The organism is Cupriavidus sp. C1SS-2L, from assembly GCF_057073735.1.
The window spans coordinates 132,145-144,574 of sequence record NZ_CP172710.1; the positions used below are offsets into that span (position 1 = coordinate 132,145).

Sequence of the window (12,430 nt, forward strand, 5' to 3'; positions counted from 1 at the left end):
AATCGGGAGATCGCAGTGCGTTATGTTTCGTTTTTCAAAGATGGCAAGAAGTACCTCGGCATTCGCGAGGGCGAAGTCATTCGTGTCCTCGGGCAGACCACGCTGGAAGACCTGCTGTCGCGCGGCATCAATTTGGACGCATACGGCCGCGACGAGGCTAGCGGGGAAACGGTCAGCGCCGCAGGTATCACATACCTGCCGCCATTGTCACGTCCGCCGAAGATCATCTGCGTGGGCCTGAACTACGCCGACCACACCAAGGAAAGCCCGTACGATCAGCCCGACTATCCGACACTGTTCTTCCGCGTGCACACCAGCCTGGTCGCGCACGGCCAGCCGCTGGTGCGCCCGGCCGTGGACGACTGCGCGGGGCTCGATTTCGAAGGCGAAGTGGCAGTGGTGCTCGGCAAGGGTGGCCGTCATATCCGCAAGGAAGACGCGCTGTCGCACGTGGCGGGCTACTCGCTGTTCAACGATGGCTCCGTGCGCGAGTACCAGTTCAAGGCACCGCAGTGGACGGTCGGCAAGAACTTTGACGGCTCCGGCGCGTTCGGCCCCGACCTGGTCACCGCGGACGAACTGCCGCCCGGCGCGCGCGGCCTGCTGCTGCAGACCAAGTTGAATGGCCAGGTGGTGCAGTCGGCCAGCACCGACGACATGATCTTCGACGTCGAAACCCTGATCGCGATCATCTCGCAAGCCATCACGCTCGAAGCAGGCGACGTGATCGTGTCGGGCACGCCGGCCGGCATCGGCTGGGCGCGCGAGCCGAAGCTGCTGATGAAGCAGGGCGACGTGTGCGAAGTGATCGTCGAGAAGATCGGCACGCTGTCGAATCCCATCGTCGACGAAGCAATGTAACCCTCAAGAATTGACCGCCGGCGGGGCAAACTCCCCAACCGGCGGCAACCCGGAGACAGCCATGCCCGATGCCAAGTTGGCAGGCCCGAACGCGGCCGTACATTCCATCGACCACTTCGCACTCAACGTCCCGTCGCTTGCCGATGCCGCCCGTTTCTATCGTGCGTTCGGCCTCGACGTGCGCGAGGTCCGCAACGACGACGAACTGGAGTTGCGCGCCGCTGACGGGCATCGCTGGGCGCGCATCCTGCCTGCGGCGGCCAAGTCGCTTGCCTACCTCAGTTTCAATGGCTACGAGCGCGACTTCGAGACGCTGGCGCGGCAAATCGAGGCAGCCGGCGCCGCCCCTGCCCACGCACCGGAAGGCGCGGTCGACAGTGGCATCTGGTTTCACGACCTCGACGGAAACCTGTTGCAGGTGAAGGTCGGGCCTAAGACCAGCCCCAGCGCGAAGGCGCCGCACGTGACGGTGGGTGCCGGCGCCGACGCACGCGGCGCGGTGACGCGCTCGCAGGTAGCGACCGTGCATCCGGACCGCCTGTCGCACGTGCTGCTGTTCACGCCGGACGTGCTGCGCGCGATTGACTTCTACCGGCGCGCCATTGGCCTGTGCCTGTCCGACAAGTCACTCGACATCATCGCCTTTACCCACGCGCCGCACGGCAGCGACCACCACCTGGTGGCCTTCGCCAAGAGCAGCGCACGCGGCTGGCACCACGCCGCTTGGGATGTGCGCGACGTCGACATGGTCGGCCAGGGCGCTGCCCAGATGGCCGCGGCAGGCTATACGCACGGCTGGGGCACGGGACGCCACGTACTTGGCTCGAACTACTTCCACTACGTGCAAGACCCGTGGGGCTCGTTCAACGAGTATTCGGCCGACATCGACTTCGTCGCCCCCGGCCAGCCGTGGCTCGCCGGCGACTTCGCGCCCGAGGACTCGCTGTACCAGTGGGGTCCTGACGTGCCCTCCGACTTCATCCGCAATACGGAAGCGCCGGGCGCTTCCGCACGCTAGCGACAGCCGTGAAGTGTAATAAAAGCGGGTCTTCCGCAATTTGTGTGACGACGGCGAATTTGCGTCGAGGACCCTTGCCCCTTGTCGTCGAGATGGATCCAGGGCATCCACTGCTGGCCGTTGCCCGGCCGGCCGCCGAAGCCCAGTCGAAAAAGCGGCAGCAGCCGCGTCAGCATGCCGCCCCGTGCCACTAGCACCGGCGCGGTGCGCAGCAGCGCCACACGCACGCCCCACTGGCGCGCTCGCTCAGCTTCTTGTTCCCAGGCAACGCACAGGCGGCTGCCGAAGTCGGCGTTTCCCGGCACGCTGTCTTCGGCCAGCCATTGGTCGCCACCGTCGCCATACCAGCCGACGGCCGAACCTGACACGAGGACGCGCGGTGATGTGGCTTGTTGGCCCATCCAGTCGACCAAGGTGCGCGTCAGGTCGATGCGGCTGCGCCACAGCACATCGCGCTGGGCCTGGGTCCACGGGCGATCGGCAATCGGCGCGCCCGCTAGGTTGACCACGGCGTCCAGCGGCGCGCTGCCGTCCAGCGCTTGCAACGGTGCGATGCTCTGCGCGCCGCTGCACAGGCGCTGTGCCTTCTGCGGGTCGCGGCTCCAGACCCAGAGCGCGTGGCCTTGGCGCTGTCAGTGCTGGCAAAGGGCTTGGCCGATCAGGCCGGTGCCGCCGGTGAGCAGAATGCGCATGGAGTTCTTCCTTTCAAATGTTGCGGGGGTTACCGGTCCCCGGCAGCGGTGCACGCCGCGTGGTCGCGCCCCGTGCACCGCGCACCCGCTCAAGGCGCAGGAAGAATCACCTTGTCCAGCACATGAATGACACCGTTGGATGCCAGCACGTCGGTTGCCACAATGTTCGCCTGACGCCCTCGCTGGTCGGTGATGGCGAGAGCCGGGCTGACCGTGAAGGTTTCACCCTCGACCGTCTTGATTGGCGTATTTACCGGCACGTCGGCTTTCAACACGAGGCCTGGGACCACGTGGTAGGTCAGTACCTTGGTCAGCAACGCCGTGTTGGCCAGCAATTGCGCCTTGGTGAGGCCCAGCTCAGTCAGCAGCGACGCAAAGGCCGCGTTGGTCGGTGCAAAAACCGTGAAGGGCCCGGGCGCGCTCAGTGTGTCGGCCAAGCCTGCGGCGGTCACAGCCTCCACCAGAATGCTGAAATCCGGATTGGCGATTGCGGTTTGCACAACAGTTTTATCGGCTGGCAATAGCACCTCGTCAATGGCATGGATGACGCCATTGGATGCCGCAATATCCGCCTGAACGATTTTGCTTTTGCGATTGCGCCCATCCGTGATGATGAGGTCTGAACCTGTCTTGTCAATCTTGAAATAGCCCCCGCCGACTGGATTAATGGCTTTGCCCAGCGGCACTGAACTGCTGTTTACCTGGCCAGCAACCACGTGATATTTGAGGACCGCGGTCAACAGCGCCTTGTTGGAAAACAACTGGTCTTTGCTGACGCCAAGCTCGCCCAGCAGCGCTGAAAATGCGGTATTCGTTGGCGCAAAAACGGTGTACGGCCCCGGTGCAGCCAAGGTATCGGTCAACCCTGCGGTCTGAATGGCTTCCGCCAGAATGCTGAATCTGCTGTCACTCTGCGCTACTTGAATAACGTTTCCGGGTGGATCGTCGCCGCCACCGCAGCCGGCAATGAACGCAACAGTCAGGACAGTCAGCAACTTCTTCATCCAAATTGACATGGTGCCTCTCCTTGATTTCCAAGAAACAAAACACTGTGGAAGTGATGTTCATTCCCTCATCTGTTGCCTCCTGTCTATCAATCGAACACTGCATCTGCCTGTTTGAAGGACGGTCATGAATCAGCGACTGGGCTCCAGCACGTGCAAGGACGGCACCGGGTCGTGCGGGGTGAGCACCAGCGGTGCATGGTCGGGCACGCGCAAGCCGCGCTTGGAGCAGACGACGGTGTCGGCCATGGCCAGCCTCCGCTCAGAGTGCCGGGTCCCGGCGCTCGTGCGTCACCCAGACCAGCGCCGAGGTATCGACACCCAGCGCCCGCGCCCGCGCCACGATGGCATCGCGCTGCGCGACAGGTAGCTGCTTGTCGCGCGCCAGAATCCAGCAGTAACTGGTGTCTGGCCCCAGCACGAGCGCCCAGCGGTAGTCCGGATCCAGCGCGGCCACGTGGTAGCCGCCGTAAAACGGCCCGAAGAAGGACACTTTGAGCGAGCCGGTGGTGGGCGCGCCGGTGAACGATGCCTTGCCAATGGCTTCGCGCCACTGGCCTGTGGTGAGTGCATAGCCGCGATTGACCACGCGCACGCTGCCGTCAGTCAGCGCGGTATAAGTGGCCGATACATCGGTCATGCCGCGCTCGAAAGCATGGTCCAGCCGTGCCAGTTCATACCAGCGGCCCTCGTAGCGTTGTAAGTCAAAAGGCGTGACAGCCTTCACGTTCGGCGGAGGGCGGGTGCTGGCGCAACCGACCGCCACCAGGGCAGTGCACGCCAGCAGCAGTGCCAGCAAGCCCAGTCGCTGGCCGCGTGAAAGGTAAGAAAACGCCTTGCGATGCGTGCGCGAACAGATGAGCATGCGAAGCCCTCCGCGAATTCAGTGGGCCTGGCGCCATTGGGTTACCAACGGTTGCAAGCCGGACAAATGCTGTACGGCGCTGATGCCCGCAAGCGGTTTTTGGTACAGGGCGTTGCACGCGCCGCCTACCCACAGCGCAGTGGCACTCGGCAGTTGCACGCGCAGCTCGCGCAGGTTGGCATGCACGACTGCCGCCTTGTGGACGTTGCTGAAGCTCAGGGCTACCACGTCCGCCTGATGTGCCTGCGCGGCCTGGACGATGTCGGTCACCGGCGTCTGCGTGCCCAGGGAAACGCATGCGCAGCCCTCCAGCGCCAAAAGCGCTTCGACCATCAGCAGCCCCAGGCTGTGCTGCTCCTGCGGCAGGGTGGTGAGCAGTACCTTTGGACCTTGGGGAACGGGTTTCAGCGTCAGCGAGGCGATGGCATGGCGCAACACGCCGGTGAGCACTTCGGTGTACAGGTGTTCCTCAAAAACCTCGAAGCGCCCTTGGGCCCAGGCATCGCCCACCGCAGTCGTCAGAGGTGCCACCAGATCAGTCACGAAAGGCGCCAGACCCATGCGCATCTGGGCATGGCTTAGCCCGTGCCGGAGCGCCCGGGGATCATGCGTGGCAATCGCGTTGAGCAACTCATCCTGCAAAGCATCGGGCTCGTTGTTCGACAAGTTTGTCGTGGACAAAACTTCTGGCGAGGCAGGGGTGTGTTGGGTCAGTAGAGCCTGTAACTGCGCAGTGTCCAGGCCCACTACCTTGTTCGGCCGCATGCCGGCATCCAATAATCTGCGGATCAACTTGAGCTGCTGCACCTGCGCGGCGCTATAGAGCCTGTCACCCGAGGAATCGCGCGAAGGCGTGGGGAATCCGTAGCGCCGCTCCCATACGCGCAAGGTGTCTTTGCCCAGTCCGGTCTCTTGCTCGACGGAGGCAATCGGCAGACCGGTATCAGGGGATCCAGACGATGTCAGGGTAGTGGGTTGTGTCAGGGTATTCATGGTCAATGAACTCTTTGGTCTTAATTGTCTAAGACAAAAATGAATTTGTCTAGTATATTGCTGCACAAGGGCAGTGCGCGGGCTGCACCAGCAACCACTACGGAACAAGGCCATGGAAGTCGCAGTCATCGGATCGGGCCTGTCGCTCAACCCGGCGCGTAACATCGACGCGGCGCAGGTGCTCGGCGAGTTCGATTACGACCACCCCGGCCCCAGGGAGCTAGGCTTTCGCGGCAGCCAGTACGCTAGCTCGGCCTATCGGGCGATAGCTAGCGCATTCGAGATGAAAGTCTCGATGAGTCGGCGTGCCAACGCCTGGGACAACGCGCCCACGGAGAGAGGCCCTGATGGTTGGCTATTGCAGTCGGCGACGCCTGCACACCTCTATCGACTACCTTGCCCCCGTCGACTACGAATCCCGGCGCATGGCTGCATGAGCTGCTGTACGTGGAACCGAGGCAGGATCAGTCGAGAGGTAGCTGTGCCGACGCGTACCGCAACTGCGCCATGTCGCGCAGCAAGGCGAGGTCGTTGGCGTGATTCTGGGCCGGCAGCTCAGCATCGCAGTTCGCCATTACCAACGTTGTTTTAAACGCCATTAGCCGAAATGAACATCAAGAACATGACAGTCCGAGCTAAACTGTCCTTTGCCTTCGCCACGCTGGCCGTGCTGATCGCCCTGGTCGCAGGATTGGCGGTCAAGTCGCTGAACGACGCGAACGATCGCTTTGCGAGCTTCGTTCAGGGCTTCAACGCTCAACTGCTGCTGTCCTACGAAGTTCGCACGGCCATTGAGCGTCGTGCCATCCTGGCGCGTGACCTGGTCAACGCCGCCACGCCGCAGGACCGCGAGACCATCAAGGCGGAGGTCACGACGGTACACGACGACGTGCAGACCCGAATCGCCAAGCTGACGAAGATGGCGGCCGATCCTGGCGTCTCCCAGGAGGCTCGCACTCTGGTGGCCAAGATTGCCGAGGTGGAGACGAAATATTCACCCGTGGCGCTAGGTATCGTCGAACTGGCGTCGCAAGGCAAGCGCGAAGAGGCCGTCGCCAGGATGAATGCGGATTGCCGGCCCTTGCTGGCCGCGCTGATCCGTGCGGCGCATGACTATCGTGACTTCACGAGCAAGCAATCAGAAGATCTCGTCACCCAGGCTGCCACGGACTACGCGATGCAGCGCAACCTGCTGCTCGTGGGTTGCCTGGTGGCCTTTGCTGCTGCGGTGCTGGCCGGGGTGCTGATCCCCCGCAGTCTGACACGCGCCCTCGGTGCGGAGCCGGCACAACTTGGGGAAGTGGCCAAGCGCGTGGCGCAAGGCGACCTCTCGCCGGTGGTCGGAGCCTCAGCCGCACCGGGCGGCAGCGTGCTGGCGTCGCTGGGTGAAATGCAGTCCAGCTTGTCCCAGATCGTCGGCCAAGTGCGCAGCAGCAGTGACAGCATCGCCACCGGCACTACGCAGATCGCCAGCGGCAACGCCGATCTGAGTCGGCGCACCGAAGAGCAGGCCGGTAACCTGCAGCAGACGGCGGCGTCCATGGAGCAACTGTCCGGCACTGTGAAGACCAGCGCCGAGATCGCACGCGAGGCCAATCAACTGGCTTCGCAGGCCGCCGAAGCGGCCCGCGTGGGCGGCGACAAGGTCGGCCAGGTGGTGGGCACGATGCAGGATATTTTCCAATCGTCCAGGAAGATCGCCGACATTATTGGCGTCATCGACGGCATCGCCTTCCAGACAAACATCCTGGCGCTCAATGCCGCTGTGGAAGCCGCGCGGGCGGGCGAGAAAGGACGCGGCTTCGCGGTGGTGGCCGGCGAGGTCCGTACCCTGGCGCAACACAGTGCCCAAGCGGCCAAGGAAATCAAGAGCCTCATTGGCGCCAGCGTCGAAAAGGTCGAGGCCGGCACGAAGCAGGTCGACGAGGCCGGCATATCCATGCACGAGATCGTTACCCAGGCGCAGCGCGTCAGCCAAATGATCAGCGAACTCACGAACACAGCCGCTGAGCAGTCCCAGGGAATCTCGCAGGTAGATGATGCGGTACAGCAACTCGACCAGATGACGCAGCAGAACGCCGCACTGGTGGAAGAGACCGCCGCAGCGGCCGAGAGCCTGCGACATCAGGCCAAACAGCTGACCCACGCCATGAGCCAGTTTAAGCTCGACGGCGTGGTCGCGAAGGTCAGCGCAACTCGTGCCACTGGCGAGCGACGAGATGACGCAGAAGGCCATTGCCGATTGGCAGTACTGGCAGGACCGAGGCTATCAGTTCTGACATCAGATCGTCGGCCGTGAGCCATAGCATCCGCAGCCCTCACAACGCCAACGACTTGCCGGAGCATTACTCCCGGGTCAACACGGGTTCCGCTGACGGTTACTTCATGGCGAACGGTTGCCGCGGATGCAATGGTGTCGTTGGGACTTCCTGGGATGGACCCGATCTCGACCTGGATCTTTGACATGGCTTTCTGGCATGACTCGTAGTTGGCGACGCCGAGCAGGTAGCCCAGTAAATGCCGTCTCTGCGCCGCAAAGCGTGTCACAGCGTCGAAAAATGGTCGCCGACCAGGGTACAGAAAGTCGAACACCTCTGGTTGGGCGAGCTGTTCGGCTTCGGTGACGCGACATGCCAGGGTATCACCGTTTCAATCGCCTCGAAGGCCGCGGGCGAGCGGAGGCATGATCTCGGGTCGATCTGGCGCACGTGGATCGCATGCACGAGCAATGGCTGTCCGGCCTGTCCGAGCGGGCGTAGCCGCTGCGCGTCAAGGCCGGCAGGCGCCGAATGCGGTTTACCTGTTGTATTTCGAGGACGAAGGCATCGGGCTGGGCTTCGAGGAAGCGGTGGTGGGCAGCGAGGCGGCAGCGAGGGGGGATGCGTGGCGGGCCGGGGCTCTTCGAGACGGTGACGGGATTTTTTGCCAATGGTTTCGCGGTCGACGAATTCGATGCGGCAGCACAGGCTTTCCTCTCGGTGCAGGACAACATCCAGCGCATTCTTAACAGCCGCCGCCGCGACGACCTCGTCACTTCACGCCTGATGACCGCGAATCCCGGCAGCGAACAGCTGCTGGCGGCAACCGACGCCGCGGCGGAGGCTGGCACCGACCTCGCGGCGGGCCCGCTGATGTAGGCGCGCGGCGGATCGGCGAAGAAGCACTCGTAGGGCCCCAGCTGCAGGGAAATAATCACTCTGTCCCGGCCCCTCCGACCATCCGATACCCCATCGCCCGGTACCCCCGTTGACGCTTGTCCCACATCCGCAGCAATGCCACGTGACCAGTGTCGACAAAGTCGATGATCCGTATGTCGGTCTTATCGGCATGTTCGCGGTGTAGGCGGCCCGCGTACTGTTGCAGGGTTCCCCGCCACGACACGGGCATTGCCAGCACCAGGGTGTCGAGTGGAGGGTGGTCGAACCCTTCACCAACCAGCTTGCCGATCGCCAGCAAGACGCGCGGTGCGTCGGCTGGTAGGGCGTCGAGCGCCGCGATTAATGCGGCGCGTTTCGGCTTCGACAGTCGCCCGTGCAGTACGAAGAGGGGGGAAATCTGCCCGCCCAGTGCAGCCTGGATGGCGTCGAGATGTTCGGTGCGTTCTGTAAGCAGCAAAATCTTGCGACCTTGCCTAAAAGCCTCGAGCACTTGCGCAGCGATGGCGTCAGTGCGGGCCTGATCGTGGACCAAGTGCCGGAACACATCCTGAATGCCAGACGCGGTCGGCAGCTCGATGCGCGAGGGGCATGTGTGCGGTACAACTTCCAAGGCGTGAGGCGCGCTGGCTGGCTTCGCCGCCGTGTACCGGATCGGCCCGCACTGCATGAAGATGATGGGCTGCTGGCCATCACGTCGAACCGGGGTGGCGGTCAGGCCGAGCACGTACTTCGCCTTGGTCCGTTTAAGAATCGCATCGAACGACACGGCGCCGATGTGGTGGCATTCATCGACGATGACATGGCCGTAGTGCTCGACCAGCGGGTTGACTTCGCCTTGCCGTGACAGAGATTGCATTACGGCGACGTCAATCTTGCCGGAAGGCTTGGCTTTGCCCCCGCCGATGGTGCCAACCACGCCTTTGCCGACCCCCAGAAAGGCTTGCAGGCGCTCCTGCCATTGCTTGAGCAGTTCCGTGCGATGTACTAGCACCAAAGTGTTCACACCGCGGCGGCTGATCATGGCTGCCGCCGTTACCGTCTTACCGAAGGCGGTCGGTGCGCATAGCACGCCCGCATCGTGCTGCAACATCCCGGCAATAGCGGCCTCCTGATCGAGGCGAAGCGCGCCGACGAAGTCAACATCGATAGGCTCACCCGCGTAGCGCTCGTCGCGTAGATGACAGCGGATGCCGTTGTCGCGCAGCAGTTCCAGCGCGGCATTGAGACAGCCGCGCGGCATGGCGATGTGCTGCGGATAGTTTTCAGCATTGCCGATCACACGCGGCTTGTCCCACACCGACATCCGCATCGCTTGCGCCCGATAGAACTCGGGATTCTGGAATGCCGCCAGTCGAATCAGGCGATTGGCCAGCGGCTGCGGCAGTTGCGCCTTCTCAAAATATATCAGGTTGGCCAATGTCACAGTCAACGACTCCGGCATCTGGCCTGTGAGCTTCTTTGCCGCCGAAGTGTCGTGCTTCCATGGCGTGGCCAAGTCCTCATCGCCGATGAAGGTGACATCCAACGGGTGGACACTACCCGTGGCACGAAATATGGTTGGCTCGATGTCGTGCGGTACCATGGCCCGGATTGACGCTAGGAACGCCCACTGGTCGGGATAGGGATGAAGGTCGGCATCGACGAACACGCTGCAGCCGTGCTCACGCGGTCGCTTCTGCAGTGGCAGGGCAATCAGAATTGCCGAAGCCACCTTTGGGCATCGTGTCCTGGTTGGGAAACAGGCGGTCATAGGAGGCGAGCTTGAGCTGCCGGGTGCGCGAGCAGGTGTGGCTGATGATTGCCGTGCCCAGGCGGCGTGCATCGCGCGCCGACACCTTGCCGGCGAAGAAGACCCAGGCATGCGCGCCCTGGCCGGAACGGGAAATCTCCAGCGAGACCGGCACACCGAGTTCCCCGCAGGACTGCACAAAGGCACGGGCATCGTCCCGCCACTCGGCCTCGTCGAAATCGGCGGCGAGGAAATAGCAGGTGTCGTCTTCCATCAGCGGATAGATGCCCACCGTGTGCTCGCCGGCTAAATGGTCGTAGATGACCTGGTCCGAGAGCGGGATCAGCAATCGGTTGCCGCAGTCGCCACATTTGATGCGCGGCTTCTCGCAAACGCCGGCGCGCCATTCGTTGGCGCAAGCCGGCACGTAGCCAGACTTGCCGGTGGATTTACTCTGCCAGCGGATCGGGTAGGCATCCGTGCGGCCGCGAAATAGCCGGCGGAACAGCGCCACCTTGTCGACCGTGGAAAGATGCCGCTGTTCTGCCTCCTGAACGCATTGCGCGGCCTCCTTCGCCGGCAAGCGCCAGTCGATGCCATGCGATTCCAGTAACGCGATCAGGCGGGCGTTCTCGGCTTGCAGCACGGCAAACGCATCACAATCAGCCATCGACGCCATATTCGGCCAGCAATGCGTCCATGTCATCGGCTACTCCATAGCCGAAATTGTCGCTGGTGCGGCGCACTTGGGCAAGGCGTGACCAGAGTGGCCGCCGCTGTGTATCAGGCAAGGTAGCGATCATTTGCAGCGACTGCTCGAACATCCGCACCAAAGCATCAAAATAGCCGTCGTCCTGGTAGCCAACGTCAGCGCTGAAGCCGGAAGCTCGTTCGCAATAGAACACCATCAGTTCGGCCATGCCTTCCGGCCGGCCATTGGTCTTCTTGTACTCCGAGATCGCCTTCTTCGCCTTGGCGACTGAGGTGTCCTGGTTCTTGAACAGATCCGGCCACAGCCAGCGGTCGATGGTCACTTTGTATGGCTTCAGCACATCCTGGCCCAGCGTAAACCGGGCGTGCAAGAAGGCCTGGTTGTCCTTACTTGTTACGTACAGGGACTGTATCAGCCCGATCAGGCCGGCACGGTCGAAGTCGGCCAGCTTGGCTTTGACATCGCTCCAGGATGGCGATAATTTGCGGGCGGCCTTTGGGCTTACGTTCGGCATTGACAGGCTCCTACTGTGGAAGATCCGCGCCCGCTTCGCTGGTAGCAGCGCGGTCGTACACCGGTTCGCTTCGGCGCGGCACGTCCGACAAGGCAGGGCTGGCCGCGCCTTCATTCGCCGCTCCCTGCGTCGTTTAGCTGCTGACCAGTGGCAGCACCGGGCTTCGGTATCATAGAATTTGCGCGGGCTTCCCTTTTTTCAGGAGAGGCTTCCACGCCGCGATCCCTATCGGGAGGATGCAAAGTGTAGAGTTTGTTCACTTGGCGGCAATGTAATCAGTTGGGAGGCCCTACCACCAGGGACGCCTTCCAGGCTGCAAGCTCCGAGGGGCGCAAGCCGTAGCGGGCCAGTACGCCCTCGTGCAGCCGTCGGAGTTCTTCCACGATCAGCGCTTGCACGTTGTCACGATCAACCTCTGGCACTGTTGCCGTGACGACCTGCCGAATCACGGATAGCGCATCCTGATCGGGTTGCAGCACGACGTCCCGGATCGTTTGTTTGATCACATCCCGCCAGGCAAGCCGTAGCGGATCGGGTTCCGCCAGATCCTGTCTGATGGCCAGGTATTCTTGCGTTGAGCGCTCGTAGGCCCAAACGTAGAGATCACGCAGCAATTCGACGCGGGTCATCTCATACATGCCAAGGATGGCGCGACTATAAGCTTGCTCCGGCACATCCAGGAACGTCAGTGGACAAAGGTTTGCACGGAACAGCGGCAGATTGGCCACTAGGCGCGAGGTGCGTTTGTTGACGTCCGCGAATGGCTGCAGGTATGGCAAGTGCACCAGCACGAAGAATGATTGTTCAAAGGGATCGGCAATTTGATTCACTTTATCGAGCAGGACATCTAGGGCAATGCTGATCAAGTCCTCCGGTTCGTGAGA

At 62.6% G+C, this 12,430-nt stretch carries 7 protein-coding genes and 5 pseudogenes; 5 read left to right on the forward strand and 7 right to left on the reverse strand.

Translation table 11 applies throughout. From position 1 onward, the window contains the following. The first annotated feature begins 15 nt into the window (after positions 1-15). Both ACIGJG_RS31290 and ACIGJG_RS31295 read left to right on the forward strand, forming a co-directional pair. The gene (locus tag ACIGJG_RS31290; RefSeq protein WP_483674261.1) at positions 16-861 is read left to right on the forward strand and encodes a fumarylacetoacetate hydrolase family protein; all 846 of its coding nucleotides are present in this window, start codon (positions 16-18) and stop codon (positions 859-861) included. Between the two features lie 61 nt (positions 862-922). After that, the gene (locus tag ACIGJG_RS31295; protein ID WP_220632059.1) at positions 923-1,879 is read left to right on the forward strand and encodes a VOC family protein; all 957 of its coding nucleotides are present in this window, start codon (positions 923-925) and stop codon (positions 1,877-1,879) included. A gap of 80 nt (positions 1,880-1,959) precedes the next feature. Here ACIGJG_RS31295 and ACIGJG_RS31300 read toward each other — a convergent pair. The 4 genes and pseudogenes from ACIGJG_RS31300 to ACIGJG_RS31315 form a co-directional block, all read right to left on the reverse strand. Then, positions 1,960-2,571: pseudogene (locus ACIGJG_RS31300) on the reverse strand (TIGR01777 family oxidoreductase); the annotation flags it as partial. Between the two features lie 89 nt (positions 2,572-2,660). Then, the gene (locus ACIGJG_RS31305; RefSeq protein ID WP_011295986.1) at positions 2,661-3,587 is read right to left on the reverse strand and encodes a fasciclin domain-containing protein; all 927 of its coding nucleotides are present in this window, start codon (positions 3,585-3,587) and stop codon (positions 2,661-2,663) included. A 250-nt stretch (positions 3,588-3,837) separates the two neighbouring features. Beyond that, positions 3,838-4,440 (reverse strand): lipocalin family protein, encoded by a 603-nt coding sequence (locus tag ACIGJG_RS31310; RefSeq protein ID WP_483674262.1) that lies wholly within the window; start codon positions 4,438-4,440, stop codon positions 3,838-3,840. A gap of 18 nt (positions 4,441-4,458) precedes the next feature. After that, positions 4,459-5,433, reverse strand: coding sequence for a MerR family transcriptional regulator (locus tag ACIGJG_RS31315; protein WP_483674263.1), 975 nt, complete (start codon positions 5,431-5,433; stop codon positions 4,459-4,461). A 232-nt stretch (positions 5,434-5,665) separates the two neighbouring features. Here ACIGJG_RS31315 and ACIGJG_RS31320 point away from each other — a divergent pair. The 3 genes and pseudogenes from ACIGJG_RS31320 to ACIGJG_RS31330 form a co-directional block, all read left to right on the forward strand. After that, positions 5,666-5,870: pseudogene (locus ACIGJG_RS31320) on the forward strand (IS3-like element ISBvi3 family transposase); the annotation flags it as partial. Positions 5,871-6,040: 170 nt separating this feature from the next. Continuing rightward, the gene (locus ACIGJG_RS31325) at positions 6,041-7,732 is read left to right on the forward strand and encodes a methyl-accepting chemotaxis protein (RefSeq protein WP_483674264.1); all 1,692 of its coding nucleotides are present in this window, start codon (positions 6,041-6,043) and stop codon (positions 7,730-7,732) included. A 580-nt stretch (positions 7,733-8,312) separates the two neighbouring features. Continuing rightward, a pseudogene (locus tag ACIGJG_RS31330) lies at positions 8,313-8,450 on the forward strand (type VI secretion system baseplate subunit TssE); the annotation flags it as partial. 175 nt (positions 8,451-8,625) lie between these two features. Here the strand turns inward: ACIGJG_RS31330 and ACIGJG_RS31335 are convergent. From ACIGJG_RS31335 to ACIGJG_RS31345, 3 genes and pseudogenes are all read right to left on the reverse strand, one after another. Further along, positions 8,626-10,990, reverse strand: a pseudogene (locus tag ACIGJG_RS31335) (TOTE conflict system archaeo-eukaryotic primase domain-containing protein). Further along, the gene (locus tag ACIGJG_RS31340; protein WP_483674265.1) at positions 10,983-11,546 is read right to left on the reverse strand and encodes a hypothetical protein; all 564 of its coding nucleotides are present in this window, start codon (positions 11,544-11,546) and stop codon (positions 10,983-10,985) included. The pseudogene ACIGJG_RS31335 and the gene ACIGJG_RS31340 overlap by 8 nt, the downstream one beginning before the upstream one ends. 275 nt (positions 11,547-11,821) lie before the next feature. Further along, positions 11,822-12,409 (reverse strand): annotated as a pseudogene (locus ACIGJG_RS31345) (Fic family protein); the annotation flags it as partial. Positions 12,410-12,430 lie beyond the last annotated feature (21 nt).

What these genes read in the sequence shown, in the direction of transcription:
- ACIGJG_RS31295 (WP_220632059.1), top strand. Translation starts at nt 923, where the DNA reads ATGCCCGATGCCAAGTTGGCAGGCCCGAACGCGGCCGTACATTCCATC.
- ACIGJG_RS31305 (WP_011295986.1), bottom strand. Translation starts at nt 3,587, where the DNA reads ATGTCAATTTGGATGAAGAAGTTGCTGACTGTCCTGACTGTTGCGTTC.
- ACIGJG_RS31310 (WP_483674262.1), bottom strand. Translation starts at nt 4,440, where the DNA reads ATGCTCATCTGTTCGCGCACGCATCGCAAGGCGTTTTCTTACCTTTCA.
- ACIGJG_RS31315 (WP_483674263.1), bottom strand. Translation starts at nt 5,433, where the DNA reads ATGAATACCCTGACACAACCCACTACCCTGACATCGTCTGGATCCCCT.
- ACIGJG_RS31325 (WP_483674264.1), top strand. Translation starts at nt 6,041, where the DNA reads ATGAACATCAAGAACATGACAGTCCGAGCTAAACTGTCCTTTGCCTTC.
- ACIGJG_RS31340 (WP_483674265.1), bottom strand. Translation starts at nt 11,546, where the DNA reads ATGCCGAACGTAAGCCCAAAGGCCGCCCGCAAATTATCGCCATCCTGG.